The sequence below is a fragment of the Seleniivibrio woodruffii genome, from assembly GCF_004339245.1.
Classification (GTDB): Bacteria; Chrysiogenota; Deferribacteres; order Deferribacterales; family Geovibrionaceae; genus Seleniivibrio; species Seleniivibrio woodruffii.
The window spans coordinates 1,097,641-1,115,278 of the sequence record NZ_SMGG01000003.1 but is presented as its reverse complement, the minus strand read 5'-3'; the positions used below and the strand labels follow the sequence as shown (position 1 = coordinate 1,115,278).

Below are 17,638 nucleotides of genomic sequence, written 5' to 3'. Positions count from 1 at the left end.
ATAATAACCCGATTTACTCCATCATGGGGGGCTGAAAGATGGAATTGTCCACAATAATTGGTATGGTAGTAGCTATTGTAGCTCTCGGGGTCGGATTTGTAATGAAGGGCGTTGCGCTTCATGCACTGGTGGTTCCCGCAGCCTATCTTATCATCTTCGGAGGAACAGCCGCTGCGATCTTAAACGCATTTCCTCTCAGAGACCTGAAAGCCTTTCCAAAACTTATGGGAAAGATCTTCAAAGGTCAGAAGCTGATGGGTGAAGAAGAGGTCATCGAGCTGTTCTGCCACTACGCCTCCATAGCCAGACGGGACGGGCTGCTGGCACTGGAACCCCATGCCGCCGACATGAAAGATCCTTTTATCAAAAAAGGACTTATGATGATAATCGACGGTCGTGAGCCCGACTTTGTTGAAACGGTTCTCGATCAGGATATACACCTTATGGAGGAACGCCACCACGGGTTCGCATTCATCTTCTCACAGGCGGGCGGCTACGCTCCCACACTGGGCGTTCTCGGTGCGGTGGTGGGTCTTATTGCGGCTCTTGGAAACCTGAGCGATATTGAAAAACTCGGTCACTCAATTGCGGCGGCGTTCATCGCAACCCTGCTGGGTATCTTTGTGGGATACGTTCTCTGCCACCCATTCTGTAACAAGCTTAAAAGAATGTCGCACCACGAAGCGGAGATCAAAAAAATAGTTTTTGCCGGAATCATGTCGCTTCAGGCGGGCGACTCTGTCAGCACCATGGAGGACAAACTCTCGGTTTTCCTTCAGGCGCATGAAAGAAAGATAAAAGAAGATTAATCATGGCTAAGAAAAAACGCTGTCCGAAGCATGAGGAACACGTCGACGAAACCTGGCTGATACCCTATGCCGACCTTCTGACTCTCCTTCTCGCTCTGTTCATCGTTCTTTTCGCCACCAGCCAGACAGACAAGCAGAAACTGATGGAAATGAGCAAAGTGTTCAGCATCATCTTCACATCGCAGAAAGGCGTCATGGGCGATGCATCCATCCAGCCTTCAAACCAGAAACACTCCACTGATAACAACGAAAAAACCAGCGATCAGGGAGAGGCTTCCAGACAGCTCATTCCACCCACTCAGGGCGAAATGGCAAACATGCAGAAAAAGCTGAACCAGTATATCACAATGCAGAACCTGCCCGGCTACATGGTCACCTCTATGACCGATGAAGGGCTTATGATAACCATTAAAGACATTGCCCTGTTCCCTTCGGGCAGTTCCGAACTTCTGCCGGAAGCTCAGAAAATAGCCTATGACCTGTCCATTATGTTTGAAAAATCTCAGGAGAAGGTTCAGATAGCAGGCCACACTGACGACAAACCGTCGGAAGGTTCGACATATTCCTCAAACTGGGAGCTTTCATCCGCCAGAGCCATCAGCTTCATGAAAGAAATTCTGAAAAACCCCAGTCTGAACCCTGAAAGGTTCAGCGCAGTATCCTACGGTCAATATCAGCCTATAGTACCCAACATCACCGATGCCGACAGAGAGCGTAACCGCAGGGTTGAGATTCTCATACGCAAACCCGCCCAGTAACGCATAATCCGTTGCAAAGATAAACTTTTTACGCCATAATCCATAAAACTCAGACCTGAGAGGTTGAAATGCACGGTTCTGCCGAAGTCGCCGCACCGCTCTTTCTGTCCATTGGCGTACTCCTGCTTTTCGCATGGGGATTCGGCGAGCTTGCCCGCAGATTCAACCAGCCCGCAGTTCTTGGCGAAATAATCGCCGGTCTTATACTCGGCCCCACAGTTTTCGGATATCTCTCACCTGATATGCTCCACTGGCTGTTCCCCGCAGAGGGACACACAGCCTCAATGATAGAGGGAATTACCTCTGTATCCATCGCACTCTTCCTGCTTGTTGCCGGAATGGAGGTTGAGTTTTCCGCAATCATCAAGGCAAGACGCATCGCCGCCATAACAGGCATCGGCGGTCTGCTTGTTCCCTTCGGCCTCGGCTTTGCGGGCGCATATGCCTTCCCTGAGCAGTTCGGAGCCACCGAAGGCCACTACAACGCCATTTTTGCCCTGTTCATAGCCACAGCCATGTCCATTTCCGCTCTGCCTGTCATAGCCAGAACACTTATGGATCTGAACCTGTACCGCAGCGAACTGGGAATGATAACCATTGCCGCCGCAGTTCTTAACGACCTTATAGGCTGGCTTGTGTTCGCCGTGATCCTCGCTCTTTTCGGCATAGGACACACAGGCGCATCCGGAATAGCCGCCACACTTATAATGACAATCGCCTTCTCCGTGGTGATGCTCACCGTGGGCAGAAGACTCATAGATAAAGGACTCACATGGGTTCAGGCATATCTCAGCTGGCCTGCGGGCACTCTGGGTTTCGTTCTGGTGGTCACCTTTCTCAGTGCCGCCGCCGCAGAAGCTATAGGAATCCATGCCATCTTCGGCTCGTTTCTGGCAGGTGTTGCACTGGGCGACAGCAAACATCTGTCCGAACATACAAGAAAAACCATCACCCAACTGGTATCCTTCGTTTTCGCCCCCCTCTTCTTCGCCAGTATCGGCCTTAAGGTCAACATAACAGCCAACTTCGACCTGATGCTGACCATTATCATCATAGCAATAGCATTTGCGGGCAAAATTCTGGGAAGCGGAATAACCGCCAGACTCAGCGGAATGTCCAACAGGGAATCAGTGGCCATCGGTGTTGCTCTGAACGCAAGGGGCGCAATGGAGATCATCCTCGCATTGCTTGCTCTGCAAATGGGAATCATCAACGAAAGACTTTTTGTTTCACTGCTGGTAATGGCTCTGGCTACATCGCTTTTCTGCGGACCAGTGGTCAAGAGGGTGCTGAACCTGAAGCCCGGCAAACTCTTTGTATCCTATCTTTCAGATAAATATTTCCTGAGCAGCATCACATCCAGAACCCCCTTTGAGGTGATAGGCGAGATGAGCGGTCTGTTCGCCAGAACGGGACTTGATATCGAGATGATAAAAGAGACGCTGATAGAAAGGGAAAAGCTGATGCCCACAGGACTTTCGAACGGTGTCGCTGTGCCCCATGCGAGAATAAAGGGGCTGAAACAGCCACTGATAGCGGTGGGGATATCCAAGGGCGGCATAAACTTCGATTCGTCCGACGGGACACCCGCACACATTATTCTGACCATTCTTGTGCCGGAAAACGGAAACGAACTGCTTCTGAACCTTTTTGCCGAAATAGCTAAAACGTTCAACCAGCCCGACGCATCGTCACTGCTGGTGGATTCAAAAAACTTCGCCCAGTTCCTCTCCAGCCTGAAAGTTCTGACAGAGAACGTCAGAACGCATTAATATATTCTTCATATCCTTTCGCCCGCAGAACACAGGCAGGACAATCCCCGCAGCCGTATCCCCATGCGTGTCTCACGCTTCTGTCGCCGTTGTAGCAGGTGTGGCTGTCCTCAAGAACAATATCCAGCACCCCGCAATCCTCTGCCAGTTTAAACGTCTGCGCCTTGTTCAGATACATCAGCGGAGTATGGATCACAAGCTCCGTTTCGCTCCCCAGATTCAGCGCATTCTCCATTGCATCGGTGAACACTTTGCGGCAGTCCGGATAGCCCGAAAAATCGGTCTCGCATACGCCCGTCACCAGATGGTCACAGTTCTTAAGCTGTGCATAGGCATGTGCGAGGGTCAGAAACAGCGCATTGCGGTTGGGAACGTATGAGGCGGGCAGATTTTTAAGTCTGGGATGGCGTTCGGTGACATCCGCACCCTTTGTGGTCAGTGCGGAATCCACAAGACCTGCAAAGAATGATATATCCACGTTTTTAAAGCTGACGCCCGTCTTAGCGGCAATCTTTTCCGCCTGAACAAGCTCTATCGAATGGTTCTGGCCGTAGCCGAACGATATTGTGTGTACCTTTTCAAACTTTTTCAAAGCCCAGCCCAGACAGGTTGTGCTGTCCTGTCCGCCGGAAAATACCACCAGTGCGGCGTTGTTAGTTTCCATCTTTCCCCCGGAATGCTCTGTAGTCGCCGCCCTTCACCTCTTTCATTCCGAAAAAGTGGCCACGGCCGAAATATACGAATGCCGATACGGTCTCTTCTCCGCACTCAATCTCAGCAAGTTTGCGGAAATAGAAATCCCCTTCGTAAGCATCCAGATGTTTTAGCACATCGGCCGGCACCTCGTAAAGCTCGCCCTTAATCTGATAATTGCTTCTGCCCTCAAAAATGAAAGGATAGTCCTCATAGATATACATTGCATACTTGTGCAGAGTACGGCAGTCGGCATGAACAAGTTTTGCGCCGTTCATGTTGCCGTCGGTGTCAAGCCCCGACATGAGCGATCCGTATACGAAGATTTTTTTCATAAGCTATTCCAGAGTTTTTTTAAATTTGAGCGATGCGAAAACAAAGAAGAAAAGCGCATGCCCTGACAGCCAGAGAAGCTGTTTCGAAAGCTCCGCCGCTGTCGCTCCCTTCACCACCACGCCTATGATACCCTCCAGACTCCACCGCATGGGCACAAGAGCCGTGAAATACTGCACGGCCTCCGGCATGTTTGCCACAGGAAACATATAGCCGCTTAAAAGGGCACTGGGCATCATCAGGAAAAAAGATGTCAGAAGCGCCTGCTGCTGGGTTCTGGAAGCCGCACTCACCAGAAGCGCAAGCCCCAGATAGGTCACTATGCTTAAAAGGACGATAATAAACAGCAGAAACGGATTCCCACGGATGCTTATCCCGAAGATGATCCGTGCCAGAACGAACATCATGGTGGTTGTGAAAAGCCCCGTGATCATGAACGGCAGGGTCTTTCCGATTATGAACTCCGTCCGGCTGATTGGTGTCACCATCACCTGTTCGATGGTTCCTATCTCCTTCTCCCGAACTATCGCAATACTGGTCAGTATCATGCTGGTGACCATTATCATAAGGCTGATAAGCCCCGGCACATAGTAAAACCTGCTGAGCAGGTTCGGGTTGAAGAGGTTTCTGTGTTGAAACACAACCCCCGCCCCGTCACGAACGCCAATATTCCTGCCCGCCGCATAGGTGCTTACGACACCTGATGCATAGTTTATGATTATCCCCGCATCGTTGCTCATGGTTCCGTCGGCGATAACCTGAACCGAAGCACCCCTGCCCGACAGAACGTCCTTTTCAAATCCTTCGGGGAATACAACCGCTCCCCGCACATCCCCTCTGTCCATCAGACGCTTTATATCGGAAATGCTTTCCGGTCTGTATTCTATGAAAAAATAGCCGCTGGCCTCGAAACTGTCCGCAACCGCACGGCTTTCGGATGATTTGTCATAGTCCAGAACTGCGATGTCAATGTTCTTAACGTCCATAGTAAGGGCGAAGGAGAACACCAGAAGCTGAAGCAGCGGCATAACGAACACCACCACCCGCATCTTCGGGTCACGGAGCATCTGTTTCAGTTCCTTAACGAGCATTGCCCGCAGTTTCGTAACCATCAGTTCAACCTCAGTTTCAGCCGTTTATTCGCAATAACAATCATTATCAGTGTGTACGCACAAAGAAACAGAAAATTTGCGTAAATTATCTCAAGTCCCACTCCCTTCAGGTAGATGCTTTTCAGCATCGAAACGAAATAGCGGGCGGGGAAGATGTATGTCAGTGCCTGAATTGGCAGGGGCATATTCGATATGGTGAACACGAACCCGCTGAGTATCATCGTCGGCAGAAAGCCGGTGATAAGAGCTATCTGGTTGGCCAGAACCTGTTTTTTCAGGTTGATGCTGAGCACCAGCCCGAAGAACAGAACACCCGTCAGGAACAGCGTCGCCACGAAAAACAGCAGAGCGGGGTTACCCCGCATGGGAACGTCGAACACAAGCCGCCCAAGCCCCACCGCTATTATAATATCCGCCAGACCTATGCAGTAAAGCGGGATGAATTTCCCGAATGTCAGCTCAAGCTGTGTTACGGGAGTGCTTATGAGCTGTTCCATAGTGCCCGTCTCCCATTCCCTCGCAACGGTGACACTGGCGAGCATGGCGGCGATGACCGACATTACAATTGCCAGAATCCCGGGCACAATCATATAGGTGCTCACCATGCCCTGATTGTACCATGCACGGGGCTGAACCCCCATGTATGCGGCCTTGGCGGTTATCTTGGTGTTATATATCACCGAAAGCGCCTGAACGTAGTTCAGAGCCATGCGTCCAGTGTTGGCATCACTGCCGTCCACAAGCACCTGAACCTCTGTGGCCTCGTGCCTCAGCAGTTTTTTTGCGAAATCCTTCTTTATAATGATGCCCACCAGAGCCTTCTGCTCCCTCATGAGCTTCTGAATGTCGTCGAATCCGTCCGCACGGGCGGTCACATGGAAATAGTCCGAACCGTCGAACAGGCTTATCAGCTCCCTGCTCTGGGGGGTATCGGAATAGTCCGCAACGGCGGTGGGGATATTTTTAAGGTCGGTGTTAAGGGCATAGCCGAACAGCAGGATAAGCATGACGGGGATAGCAACAGCCAGAAACAGACTGCGCCAGTCACGGATGATGTGTATGAACTCTTTAACTGCAACGGCCTTGAGCCGTCTGGGGTTCATCATTTGTCCGCCCTCTCTATCAGAGTGATGAAAACGTCCTCCATCTTATCCTTGTCTAGCGATCTTTTCAGCTCCGCCGGAGTGCCCATGGCTATCATGTCTCCACGGAATATCAGCGCAAGTCTGTCGCAGTATTCCGCCTCCTCCATGTAATGGGTGCTGACGAAAACCGTCACTCCGCTGTGGGCAAGCTCGTTTATGATAGCCCAGAAAAGCCTTCTGCTGGCAGGGTCTGCCCCGCTGGTGGGTTCGTCCAGAAAAACTATGGAGGGTCTATGCAGAATGGCGCATGCAAGAGCCAGCCTCTGCCGCCATCCGCCCACAAGCTCGGAGGTCATCATATCTTTTCTGTCCTCAAGCCCCGCCAGTTTCAGCGACCAGTCACGCCTTTCCGCCAGTTCCCTGCCTGTCAGGCCGTATACGCCGCCGTAGAAATCTATATTCTCGTAAACCTTAAGATCTTCGTATAATGAAAACTTCTGGCTCATGTAGCCTATTTTTGACTTTATCAGCTCCGGCTTATGGACGATGTCGATTCCGCCCACCATGCCCTGCCCCTCTGTTGCAGGCAATAGCCCGCAGAGTATCTTTATCGTGGTGCTCTTGCCCGCTCCGTTCGGCCCAAGAAAGCCGAATATCTCGCCGTAGGGCACGGTCAGGCTGATGTTGTTCACTGCCGTAAAATCGCCGAAACGCTTGGTCAGGCCGCTGACATCAAGGGCTGTGCCGCTGTTGCCGCCCGCCCCGTCCGCAATGAGCGAAAGGATATGTTCATCCGCATCGGAACCCTCGCCGATGCTCATAAAGATATCCTCAAGCATGGGTTTTTCATGCTCAGAGTCAGTTCCGGCAAGCTCTTTCAGGCGCACGCCGTCAGCCTCTGTGTCCGTTGACAGAACCCTTATCCTGTCGCCGTAGGCATGCACACGTCCGCCGCCCAGTGCCGATTTAAGCCGTTTCACAAGCCCTTTGTCCCCGCCGCTTCTGACACTCAGCACTTTCAGCCCGCTCTGTTTAACCACATCCGCAGGAGTTCCCTCGGCGATTATCCGCCCGCCCTGCATCAGCCCCACCACTCCGCACCGTTCCGCCTCGTCCAGATACGCAGTGCTCATGAGTATCGTCATGCCCTCCGCCGACAGACCGTAAAGTATCCGCCAGAAGTCTCTACGGCTAACAGGATCGACACCGTTTGTAGGTTCGTCCAGAAGCAGCACCTCCGGCTTGTGGACAAGGGCGCAGATAAGCTGCAGCTTCTGTTTCATGCCGCCGGAGAGTTTACCCGCCTGCCTGTGTTTGAATGGTTTCATATAGCTGAAATCGAGAAGCTCGTCGATGCGGCTGCGCATCCCTTTCTTCCCGACGCCGTATAGGTCGGCATAGAATTTTATATTTTCCAGAACGGTCATGTCGGGATAAAGACCGAATTTCTGACTCATGTAGGCTATTGAGTTTTTGACAGCCGAAAGTTCAGTTTCGCAGGAGTGTCCGCAGACAAACGCCTCGCCGCTGTCGGGCTTAAGTATTCCCGCAATCACACGGAGCATGGTGGTCTTGCCGGCTCCGTCGGGACCTATCAGGCCGTATATCTGCCCACGGCTCACCTTCAGCGAAACATTGTCCGCCGCAACGGATGCGCCGTAGCGTTTGCATACACTGTCGGCAACGACAGCATGATCAGCCCTGTCCATTACCTGCTCAGGACAATGGTTCCGTCCACAGGCATTCCGGTCTTAAGCATCTGCCCCTCGTTGTCCAGAACAACTTTTATTCTGTACATGAAGTTCACCCGCTCCTCCGGAGTCTGGACGGATTTCGGAGTGAACTCCGCTTCATCAGCTATGAAGCTCACCCTGCCTTTGAAAACCTTGTCAGGATAGGAGTCACTGCGTATCTCGACCACATCGCCAAGATGTACCCTGCCCAGAACCTTCTCGCCTATGTAACCCCGTACCCACGAATCGTTCAGATCGGCAACGTTCATGATTGCGCTTCCTGTCTGGACAAACTCTCCCGGCTCCGCCGCACGGGTGAGCACTCTGCCCGTTATAGGGCTTGTGAGTGCAGTATATTCAAGGTTCTGCTTCGCCGTCATAAGCTGGCTTTTGGCAAGCTCCAGTGCGGCGTAAGCTTTCTTTATGGTCTCGCTCCGTGTCCCCTCAAGGGCAAGGCTCAGCTTCTCCTTTGCGGATTTCACCGCACCTTCGGCCTCTTTTACGGTGCTCACGGATTTGTTGTACTTTGTGTCTATCTGTTCGAAGTCATATTTGCTCAGGCCGCTGTTCTGATAAAGATATTCGAACCTCGCCCTGTCGGCTCTCGCCTGTTCCATATCGTCCTTTGAGCGCATCAGGGCGGCATTGGCCATGTCCACTGCGGCCTCTGCGTTCTGAATCTCCTGTCTGCGGCTTCCCGCCAGCAGTTCCTGAAGCGCCGCCTCGCTTACGGCAACGTTCGCCTCGGCTGTCTTAACCGCCAGTTTCTGATCGGCATCGTCCAGTCGGGCTGCAACAGCACCCGCAGGTACGGTGTCACCCTCCTTATAGCCGACCTCCACTAAACGTCCGGATGTTTTAAACGACAGAACGACATCAGTCACCTCAACAGTGCCGGAGAACTCAACGTTTTCGTTTCCGTTCCCTCTCTTTCCGCTGAGATAAAAGACTCCTGCCGCAATCAGAACCGCCAATACTGCCGCTGCGATTATTTTTTTCATACTATTTTCCCCGCATCTGCTCCAGTGCGCTTACGGTAAAGTGATATACATGATCCACCAGATATTTACAGAACTCCGGCTCACCTGATCTGATAAGCCCGGCCCCTTTCAGAATCTCAGAGGCGAACATTGGATAGGCGCACTGCGCCAGAACACTGATGATAAACAGGTTTATGCGTTCTTCCGGAAGATCTTCACCCAGATATTCACGGAATATTCCCGTTCCGACAGCCTTGATATCCGCCATCTTCTGAAGGATGATAAGCTCCATGACCTCAGTGGGTTCCAGCATCTCCCTGTTAACAAGCCTCAGTCTGGGTTTTGAACTGCCAAGCCCGTCGGGACCGAAAAACCTGTGTACGAACATCTGGATAAGCCCTTTCAGCTTATCCTCCTTCTTCATTTCGGGATTAACATATCTGCTCATGGGATATTTGGTGTCAATATCCGCCGATATGGCGTTAAACAGTTCCATATATAGAAGTTTTTTGCTTTTGAAGTGGTAGTTCACCAGTGCGATGTTAACTCCGGCCTTTTTGCAGATCTCCCGCACAGTGGCCGCACGAAAACCCTGCTCCCCGAAGACATCCATTGCCGCTTCAAGAATTTTCTGCTTTGCGTTCTTTTTCACCTGAGTCACCTTTAAACAATTGTATTAAACATAATCTACATCATATGTATTCAGTTTTCTATAGTTTTGTATCTTTAATGTAACTTTTAACTTATGCTCACTTTCTCAATAACCGTTGAATTTGCATACTTTGTATGTTAGGGTGTAAAAATTTTACCTTGGAAAGTGATTATGTCAGAAAAAAAAGTACCGTTCACCAAAGACCAGATCGAGAAAATTATCGAAAAATTTCCTACGCCTTTCCACATTTATGATGAAAAGGCCATCCTTGAAAATGCAAGAAGACTGAAAAAGGCGTTCGCATGGGCACCTAAGTTTCAGGAATATTTCGCAGTTAAGGCACTGCCTAACCCCAGCATCATGAAAGTGCTGAAAAAAGAGGGGTTCGGAGCCGACTGCAGCTCAATGGCGGAACTTTTGCTTTGTGAAATGGCGGACATCACAGGCGAACAGATAATGTTCACTTCAAACGAAACACCCGCATATGAATACCAGAAGGCATTCTCTCAGAACGCCATCATCAACCTTGACGACTTCACTCACATTCAGTACCTCGAAGAATCATGCGGAACACTGCCAGAGGTAATCTGCTTCCGCTATAACCCCGGCCCCCTTAAAGGCGGCAATGAGATCATCGGCACGCCTCAGGAGGCTAAATACGGCCTTACCCGTGAGCAGATGTTCGAGGCCTACAGGGTTATGAAAGAGAAGGGATGCAAACGCTTCGGCATGCACACCATGGTTGCTTCAAACGAACTGAACGTTGACTACTTTGTCGAAACAGCGGTCATTCTGTTCGAAATGGCGGCTGAAATAGCCGAGCAGATAGGAATCGACCTTGAGTTCATCAACCTCGGCGGCGGAATCGGCATTCCCTACAAACCCGAACAGCACGAAGTTAATCTTGAGGAGCTGGGCGAAAAAGTAAGGGTTCAGTACGAAAAGATACTGGCATCCAAAGGCCTTAAACCCTATATCTACCTTGAGTGCGGAAGGGTTATCACAGGACCTTACGGCTACCTTGTGACAACTGCCGTCCACGAAAAGCACATCTATAAGGAATATATCGGCGTTGACGCATGCATGGCAAACCTGATGCGCCCCGGCATGTACGGCGCATATCACCATGTCACCGTCATGGGCAAGGAGAACGCAGAGAAAGACCACGTTTATGACGTTGTCGGCTCTCTGTGCGAAAACTGCGACAAGTTCGCCGTGGACAGAAAACTTCCCAAGATCGACAAGGGCGACATAGTGGTTATCCACGACACAGGCGCACACGGCCACGCAATGGGCTTCAACTACAATGGCAAGCTCCGCTCGGCGGAACTGCTGCTGAAAGAGGACGGCAATGTGGAACTTATCCGCAGAGCCGAAACCCACGACGACCTGTTCGCAACACTGAAGTTCTAAGTACACAAAGCCCGCTCAACTGAGCGGGCTTTTTTAATGTAAATCCCTCCAAACCTCCCTTTATCAAAGGGAGGCTTTTTTCCCTCCTTTAATAAAGGAGGGTTAGGGTGGATTTACATTATCGTTTTTCGAGTTTGGCAGACTGCTTCGTCGCTCAGTTCCTCGCAGAGACCAACAGTCGTCTTCACGAACCCCGCAGGGGTGAAGTGAACTTCCACATCCAGACAGCTAAATGATTTATCTCCGCTTAATGTGGAAGACTGCTTCGTCACGCTGTTCCTCGCAGAGACGCACACTCGTCTTCACGAACCCCGCAGGGGTGAAGTGAACTTCCACATCCGGACAGCCAAATGATTCAGCTCCGCTTAATGTGGTAGACTGCTTCGTCGCTGTGCTTCTCGCAGAGACGGGAGAAGAGCCGTCTTAAACTTGGTGGGTAGATGCGAGCAGGACAAGGAAGGCTTTCGATTTCGAAGGGGAGTGTACACTGATGTACATGACCCGAGAAATTGAAAACTGACGCAGTAATGCGACGCATACAGCCGCCAATAAAAAAGGCTCAGACGGACAAAACCGCCTAAGCCTTATATATGTAATGGCGGGACAAACCCGCCCTACGGGACGTTACTTCAGAACAGTAGCCTTGATGATCTTCTGCTCTTCAACGGGTCTGTCGCCGTATCCGGTTCTGACGTTCTCCAGTTTCTGAACAACATCATATCCCTCAACAACTTCGCCGAAGATTGTGTGGCGGTTGTCCAGCCAGGGAGTGGGCACTGTTGTTATGAAGAACTGGCTGCCGTTTGTGTTGGGGCCTGCGTTCGCCATAGCCAGAAGGCCTTTTTTGTTGAAGATGAGCTGGCTGAATTCATCCTGAAATCTGGTGCCCCAGATCGACTCTCCGCCACGGCCTGTGCCTGTGGGGTCGCCGCCCTGAATCATGAAATCTTTGATGATACGGTGGAAAATCACACCGTTGTAGTAGCCTTTATTAACCAGACCGACGAAGTTCTCAACAGTTTTCGGAGCTTCCTTGGGGAAGAGTTTGAAAACTATTTTGCCCTGTGTGGTCTCGAAAACCACCTGAGGAGCCTTTGCCGCTTTGGGTTTTGCGGGTGCTTTCGGCTTTTCTGCCTTTGCCTCTGTGGCGGTTTTGGGTTTCGCCTCTTTTGCTTTGACGGGTGTGTCAGCCTTTGCTTTTCCTGCCATGATAAACATTACTCCTAAGAAAATGATGAACAGTTTTTTCATTTATATCCCCAGATATGCCTTTTTAACGTCTTCGTTCACCAGCAGTTTGTGCGCCTCGTCCTCAAGGATGATATGTCCGTTTTCCATAACATATCCTCTGTGAGCCACCTTAAGGGCAAGGTTTGCGTTTTGCTCAACGAGGAAGATGGTTGTGCCGTCCTCCTGATTGATACGTTTGATGATATCGAAGATCTGCTTAACTATAAGAGGGGCAAGACCCAGAGAAGGTTCATCCAGAAGCAGCATTTTTGGTCTGGCCATAAGCGCACGGGAGATGGCAAGCATCTGCTGTTCGCCGCCGGAAAGGGTTCCGCCCTGCTGATTCTTTCTTTCACGCAGCCTCGGGAAGAGGTCGAAAACGTGCTCAAGGTCTTTTTTAACGTTGTCCTTGTCCTTGCGCAGATATGCGCCGAGGTCAAGGTTCTCCATTACTGTGAGATAGGGGAAGATGTGTCTTCCCTCGGGAACGTGCGCCAGACCCATCTGGACGATCTTGTCAGGCTTTTTCCCGCTGATAACTTCTCCGTTGAAGCGTATCTCGCCGGTTTTCGGCTGAACAATGCCGCTGATGGACATGAGCGTAGTTGTTTTCCCTGCTCCGTTTGCACCGATAAGGGTTATGATTTCGCCCGGCTTGATCTTTATCGAAACATCGTGCAGAGCCTGAATGTTACCGTAAAATGCATTGATGTTGCTGATCTCAAGCATCAATATCCTCCCCCAGATATGCCTTGATGACCTCGGGATTGTTGCGGATCTCAACAGGAGTTCCGGTGGCGATCCTCTGTCCGTGATCCATAACATAGATGCGCTCGGACAGGTTCATAACAAGTTTCATATCATGTTCAATAAGCAGAATGGCTATCTGCTCCGTATCTCTTATCCTGCGGATAAGATGTGTAAGTTCGACTGTTTCCTGCGGGTTCATACCTGCGGCAGGTTCGTCCAGCAGGAGCATTTTGGGTTCTGTTGCCAGTGCCCTTGCTATCTCCAGTTTTCTCTGGTCGCCGTAAGGCAGGTTGCTCGCCAGCTCGTCACATGTTTTTTCAAGTCCGAGCTTCTCAAGAATTGTGTAGCACTCCTGAGCGGCTTTCAGCTCCTCCGCCCGTGTCTTTTTGTCACGGAACAGTGCGCCGAATATTTTTGCCGAAAGACGGCAGTGCTTACCGATCATAACGTTTTCAAGCACGGTCATGTTGGGGAACAGGCGGATGTTCTGGAAGGTTCTTCCCAGACCTCTTTCTGTGACCCTGTTGGGCTTGAAGCCGTTTATGCGCACGGCATCTCCCTTGTTAGAGCGGACGAGGATATCGCCGCCTGTGGGGGTATAGATACCTGTTACGCAGTTGAAGAATGTGGTTTTTCCTGCTCCGTTGGGGCCGATGAGAGCCACGATCTCTTTCTCTTTAACATATAAATCCACAGAATCCACAGCCCGCAAGCCGCCGAAGTCCATGGTGAGTCCTTTTACTTCAAGAATATTTTCCATATTACCCGCCCAGCCTTTCGTCCGCACCGTGGAACGAGTATTTCCTGCGGAAATTGCTCACAAGTCCCTGAGGGCGGAATACCATCATAACAACCATTGCGCCGCCGAAAACTATCATACGGTATTCGGAGAAGGTTCTCATGTATTCAGGCAGCAGGATCATGATGAGCGCACCCAGAATAACACCGGGGATTGAGCCCATGCCGCCCAGAACGACAATTGAAAGGATAATGGCCGATTCGAGGAATGTGAACGACGCAGGGTTTATGAAGGAGGTCTTTGCGGCGAAAACAACGCCCATGAGACCCGCCCATGTCGCTCCCAGTGCGAAAGCCATAAGCTTTGTTCTGGTACGTCCCACACCCATGGCCTGACAGGCTATCTCGTCCTCACGCAGTGCCAGCCATGCACGGCCGATGCGGGAGTTCTGAAGTCTGCCGACAAAAAATATGGTGATGATGGTGAACACCACCATCATATAATAGATAGAATCTGTCATGTGGTTAAGGCTCATCTCAAGCCCGAAGAAATCGGGTTTGTCTATGCCTGCGATACCGCTGGGGCCGTGGGAGAAGTCGTTCCAGTTTTCAAGCACCAGACGGATTATCTCTCCGAAGCCGAGGGTAACGATTGCCAGATAGTCGCCGCGCAGACGAAGCACGGGGAAACCGAGCAGGATACCGAAAACAGCCGCCAGAGCACCGCCTATTGGCAGAACCATCCAGAAGGACAGTCCGAAGGTGGTGTTGAGCAGTGCATAGGTATACGCACCGACAGCATAGAAGGCCACATAGCCGAGGTCGAGCAGACCTGCAAGCCCCACAACAATGTTAAGACCGAGACCCAGAACGATATACATCAGAGCCACAGTCAGGATGTTCACCTGATAAGCGTTCATGAAAACGGGGAACAGCAGCATGCCTATAAGCAGCAGTACCTGCAGTCCTCTTTTTGCCAGAGGGTTCGCCTCCAGATACGCCTGAACACGGGTGCCTATCGGGACAAAATCCTTCTTGGCCGCCTGTTTCTCTTTTCTTTCCAGCATATAACGCCAGACATACGAACCGACGAAGACGCCCACGCCTATGAAGACCATGTTCATCCATCGCCATTCTATCGTTTTGTAAACAGTGTTGACCTTAATGACCATAATGGGAAACGTAAGGAACATAAACCATACGGCCGCTTTGAGTGATTTAATTATTTCCTGTCCCATGCTTACACCTTCTTGGTTTCAGCCTTTCCGAGAAGACCGGAAGGACGGAAGATAAGAATAAGCACCAGAAGAGCGAATGCGAAAACGTCTTCATAGTCACTGGAGACGTATCCTGTTGCAAAGCTCTCTGTCCAGCCGAGAATAAGCGCACCGAGCACCGCACCGGGGATAGAGCCGATGCCGCCCAGAACAGCCGCAGTGAAGGCCTTTATGCCTGCAATGAAGCCTATGTAGAAGTTGATCTGGCCGATGTGGTTTGCGATGAGAACGCCGCCCAGAGCCGCCAGAGAAGAACCGATGATGAACGTTACCGAGATGACCCTGTCAACGTCGATACCGATGAGCAGAGCCATTGTCTTGTCCTGTGCCGTTGCTCTCATGGCCTTGCCTATGTTCGTAAATTTGATGAACACGGTCAGAAGGATCATGACCACGAAGGTGGTTGCCACTATGACCAGCTCAGCGGAACTGAAAATATGTGAAACCGGTTCCATAAAGGCGAACTCGGGTATTAATCTCGGGAAGGGAAGGAAATCGGATGTCTGTGCAAGCAGCACATAGTTCTGGAGAAAAATGGACATACCGATCGCACTGATCAGAGGCGAAAGCCTCGGAGCTTTTCTAAGCGGTTTATAAGCTATTTTTTCAACGGTAAAACCGTATGCGGAGGAATAAACTATGGCCGCCGCTGTGGCAATCACTAATATCGCAACGGAGTTGAGCCCCATTATTGTAAGAACGCTGGACACTATGAGGGCTGTGAACGCACCTATCATGTAGATTTCGCCGTGGGCGAAGTTGATAAGCTGCACTATGCCGTAAACCATAGTGTATCCGAGTGCAATAAGAGCGTATATGCTGCCCCTCGTCAGTCCGCCGAGGAACAGTTCAAGGAAATAATCCATGATAACCTCTTTATGGTGTAATCAAGCAGGAATAAAAAAGCGGGGAACAAGCGTTCCCCGCAATTATTTGAAGTGTTACTGTACTTCGACGTATGCGCCGTTCTGAACCTGGTAAACAGAGAATTCCGCACCGATGGCGTCACCTTTCTCGTCGAACTTGATTTTACCGATGGGTGTTTCAACATCGTTGGTTCTCAGAGCGTTAGTGAGTTTATCAAAGTCAGTTGAGCCTGCTTTTTCGATTGCGTTTGTGATGGCAAGCATAGCAGTGTAAGCGTTAAGGTAGAATGCACCGGGATCTTCGCCGAATGCATCTTTATGCTTCTTGTTAGCTTCGATTGCGAGGGGGTTTTTAGACACGTCTTTGGGACCTGTCGCATAAACGCCTTCTGCAAATGCGCCGGCAACTTTGATGAATGTGTCATCTTTAACGCCGTCGTCAGAAACAAACTTAACGTTCAGTTTTTTCTTAGCAAGAAGAGTAACGATCTTAGCAGCTTCGGGGTGGTATCCGCCGTAAAGAACAGCTTCTGCGCCGGACTGTTTGATCTTCTGAACTATTGCAGAGTAGTCAACCGCACCGGGAGTGATACCTTCATAAAGAACGATTTCAAGCTTCTTGTCAGCTTCAGCGAAACCTTTCGCAAATTCAGCAAGACCTTTACCATAGTCGCCTTTGTCATGGATGATTGCAATTTTCTTAAGTTTCAGAACGTTAGTGATGTAGTCGATCTCAAGTCTTGCCTGAGAATCGTCGGGAGCGATTGTTCTGAAGAAGTTAGGATATTCGCCGGACTTAGTAAGTTCGGGGCTTGTTGCAGAGGGAGACATAACGGGGATTTTAGCCGCAAGATATGTGCCCAGAGCCGCTTTTGTTGCGCCGGAGCAAATGTGGCCGAGAACGGCAACAACATGCTCGGAAACAAGTTTGTTCGCAGAGCTGACAGCTACTTCAGGCTTGCAAACGTCGTCAACAACAACAAGTTCAACTTTTTTGCCAAGCAGGCCGCCTTTTTCGTTAACAGCTTTAACAACGAATTCGGCTGCTTTAACAGAGGGAAGACCGTAGGATGCAAGGTCGCCGGAATGTGCGCCTGCAACACCTATTTTGATAACGTCGCCTGTAGCGGCTGCGGGTGCGGCAGCTTCAGCGGGAGCTGATTCGGCAGGTTTAGCCTCTTCCTTGGGTTTCTGGCTGCATCCTGCGAACACGAACATTGCCGAAAGAACGGCAAACAGAAGCAGTTTCTTCATATTTTCCTCCTATGGTATCTCTTCAAGCGTAAATCAAGATGATAAAGAAAGTTAATTTTACAGTCAAGAGCTATATAATAATAGGATTAACTTATTGATAATCCTAGACATAATAATACAGTTTCATTAAACAATATTCAGCGAAACTTCACAGCATCAGCCGCTTTTTAATATCTGTAAATG

General features: G+C 50.4%; 17 protein-coding genes. 4 read left to right on the top strand and 13 right to left on the bottom strand.

The window, feature by feature from the left end; all coding sequences use genetic code 11:
- Nucleotides 1-38 precede the first annotated feature (38 nt).
- From motA to C8D98_RS05275, 3 genes are all read left to right on the top strand, one after another.
- Complete coding sequence (gene motA / locus C8D98_RS05285; protein ID WP_132872681.1) at nucleotides 39-809, top strand: flagellar motor stator protein MotA; 771 nt, start codon at nucleotides 39-41, stop codon at nucleotides 807-809.
- A 2-nt stretch (nucleotides 810-811) separates the two neighbouring features.
- The gene (locus tag C8D98_RS05280; protein ID WP_132872680.1) at nucleotides 812-1,567 is read left to right on the top strand and encodes a flagellar motor protein MotB; all 756 of its coding nucleotides are present in this window, start codon (nucleotides 812-814) and stop codon (nucleotides 1,565-1,567) included.
- Between the two features lie 68 nt (nucleotides 1,568-1,635).
- A complete protein-coding gene (locus C8D98_RS05275) occupies nucleotides 1,636-3,339 on the top strand; it encodes a cation:proton antiporter domain-containing protein (protein WP_132872678.1) in 1,704 nt (567 codons plus the stop codon).
- Here C8D98_RS05275 and queC read toward each other — a convergent pair.
- From queC to C8D98_RS05240, 7 genes are read right to left on the bottom strand one after another with little or no spacing between them, the layout of a single operon-like run.
- Nucleotides 3,326-4,003 (bottom strand): 7-cyano-7-deazaguanine synthase QueC, encoded by a 678-nt coding sequence (queC, locus tag C8D98_RS05270; RefSeq protein WP_132872677.1) that lies wholly within the window; start codon nucleotides 4,001-4,003, stop codon nucleotides 3,326-3,328. The two genes, C8D98_RS05275 and queC, sit on opposite strands and share 14 nt — an antisense overlap.
- On the bottom strand, nucleotides 3,993-4,367 hold the full coding sequence (locus C8D98_RS05265; protein WP_132872675.1) for a gamma-glutamylcyclotransferase family protein: 375 nt from the start codon (nucleotides 4,365-4,367) through the stop codon (nucleotides 3,993-3,995). Before C8D98_RS05265 ends, queC begins: the two co-directional genes overlap by 11 nt.
- Nucleotides 4,368-4,370: 3 nt before the next feature.
- Nucleotides 4,371-5,477 carry an ABC transporter permease gene (locus C8D98_RS05260; protein ID WP_132872674.1) on the bottom strand — a complete coding sequence of 369 codons (1,107 nt, stop codon included), beginning with the start codon at nucleotides 5,475-5,477 and terminating at the stop codon, nucleotides 4,371-4,373.
- Nucleotides 5,477-6,583 (bottom strand): ABC transporter permease, encoded by a 1,107-nt coding sequence (locus tag C8D98_RS05255; protein WP_132872672.1) that lies wholly within the window; start codon nucleotides 6,581-6,583, stop codon nucleotides 5,477-5,479. Before C8D98_RS05255 ends, C8D98_RS05260 begins: the two co-directional genes overlap by 1 nt.
- Nucleotides 6,580-8,271, bottom strand: a complete 1,692-nt coding sequence (locus tag C8D98_RS05250) for an ATP-binding cassette domain-containing protein (protein ID WP_132872670.1) — start codon at nucleotides 8,269-8,271, stop codon at nucleotides 6,580-6,582. The genes C8D98_RS05255 and C8D98_RS05250 overlap by 4 nt, the downstream gene beginning before the upstream one ends.
- Complete coding sequence (locus C8D98_RS05245; RefSeq protein WP_132872669.1) at nucleotides 8,271-9,296, bottom strand: HlyD family secretion protein; 1,026 nt, start codon at nucleotides 9,294-9,296, stop codon at nucleotides 8,271-8,273. The genes C8D98_RS05250 and C8D98_RS05245 overlap by 1 nt, the downstream gene beginning before the upstream one ends.
- Before the next feature lies 1 nt (nucleotide 9,297).
- Nucleotides 9,298-9,927: a TetR/AcrR family transcriptional regulator gene (locus tag C8D98_RS05240; protein WP_132872667.1), complete on the bottom strand. Its 630-nt coding sequence runs from the start codon at nucleotides 9,925-9,927 to the stop codon at nucleotides 9,298-9,300.
- 171 nt (nucleotides 9,928-10,098) lie between these two features.
- Here C8D98_RS05240 and lysA point away from each other — a divergent pair, with 171 nt between their 5' ends.
- Nucleotides 10,099-11,340, top strand: a complete 1,242-nt coding sequence (lysA, locus tag C8D98_RS05235) for a diaminopimelate decarboxylase (RefSeq protein ID WP_132872665.1) — start codon at nucleotides 10,099-10,101, stop codon at nucleotides 11,338-11,340.
- A gap of 624 nt (nucleotides 11,341-11,964) precedes the next feature.
- On the opposite strand, the gene C8D98_RS05230 is transcribed toward lysA, so the two are convergent.
- From C8D98_RS05230 to C8D98_RS05205, 6 genes are all read right to left on the bottom strand, one after another.
- Nucleotides 11,965-12,423 carry a peptidylprolyl isomerase gene (locus C8D98_RS05230; protein WP_347339202.1) on the bottom strand — a complete coding sequence of 153 codons (459 nt, stop codon included), beginning with the start codon at nucleotides 12,421-12,423 and terminating at the stop codon, nucleotides 11,965-11,967.
- A gap of 168 nt (nucleotides 12,424-12,591) precedes the next feature.
- The gene (locus C8D98_RS05225) at nucleotides 12,592-13,299 is read right to left on the bottom strand and encodes an ABC transporter ATP-binding protein (RefSeq protein WP_132872662.1); all 708 of its coding nucleotides are present in this window, start codon (nucleotides 13,297-13,299) and stop codon (nucleotides 12,592-12,594) included.
- Nucleotides 13,292-14,080 carry an ABC transporter ATP-binding protein gene (locus C8D98_RS05220; protein ID WP_132872660.1) on the bottom strand — a complete coding sequence of 263 codons (789 nt, stop codon included), beginning with the start codon at nucleotides 14,078-14,080 and terminating at the stop codon, nucleotides 13,292-13,294. The genes C8D98_RS05225 and C8D98_RS05220 overlap by 8 nt, the downstream gene beginning before the upstream one ends.
- A 1-nt stretch (nucleotide 14,081) precedes the next feature.
- Complete coding sequence (gene livM / locus C8D98_RS05215; RefSeq protein WP_132872658.1) at nucleotides 14,082-15,296, bottom strand: high-affinity branched-chain amino acid ABC transporter permease LivM; 1,215 nt, start codon at nucleotides 15,294-15,296, stop codon at nucleotides 14,082-14,084.
- Between the two features lie 2 nt (nucleotides 15,297-15,298).
- The gene (locus C8D98_RS05210) at nucleotides 15,299-16,201 is read right to left on the bottom strand and encodes a branched-chain amino acid ABC transporter permease (RefSeq protein ID WP_132872657.1); all 903 of its coding nucleotides are present in this window, start codon (nucleotides 16,199-16,201) and stop codon (nucleotides 15,299-15,301) included.
- A gap of 75 nt (nucleotides 16,202-16,276) precedes the next feature.
- On the bottom strand, nucleotides 16,277-17,455 hold the full coding sequence (locus C8D98_RS05205; RefSeq protein WP_132872656.1) for a branched-chain amino acid ABC transporter substrate-binding protein: 1,179 nt from the start codon (nucleotides 17,453-17,455) through the stop codon (nucleotides 16,277-16,279).
- Nucleotides 17,456-17,638: the final 183 nt, after the last annotated feature.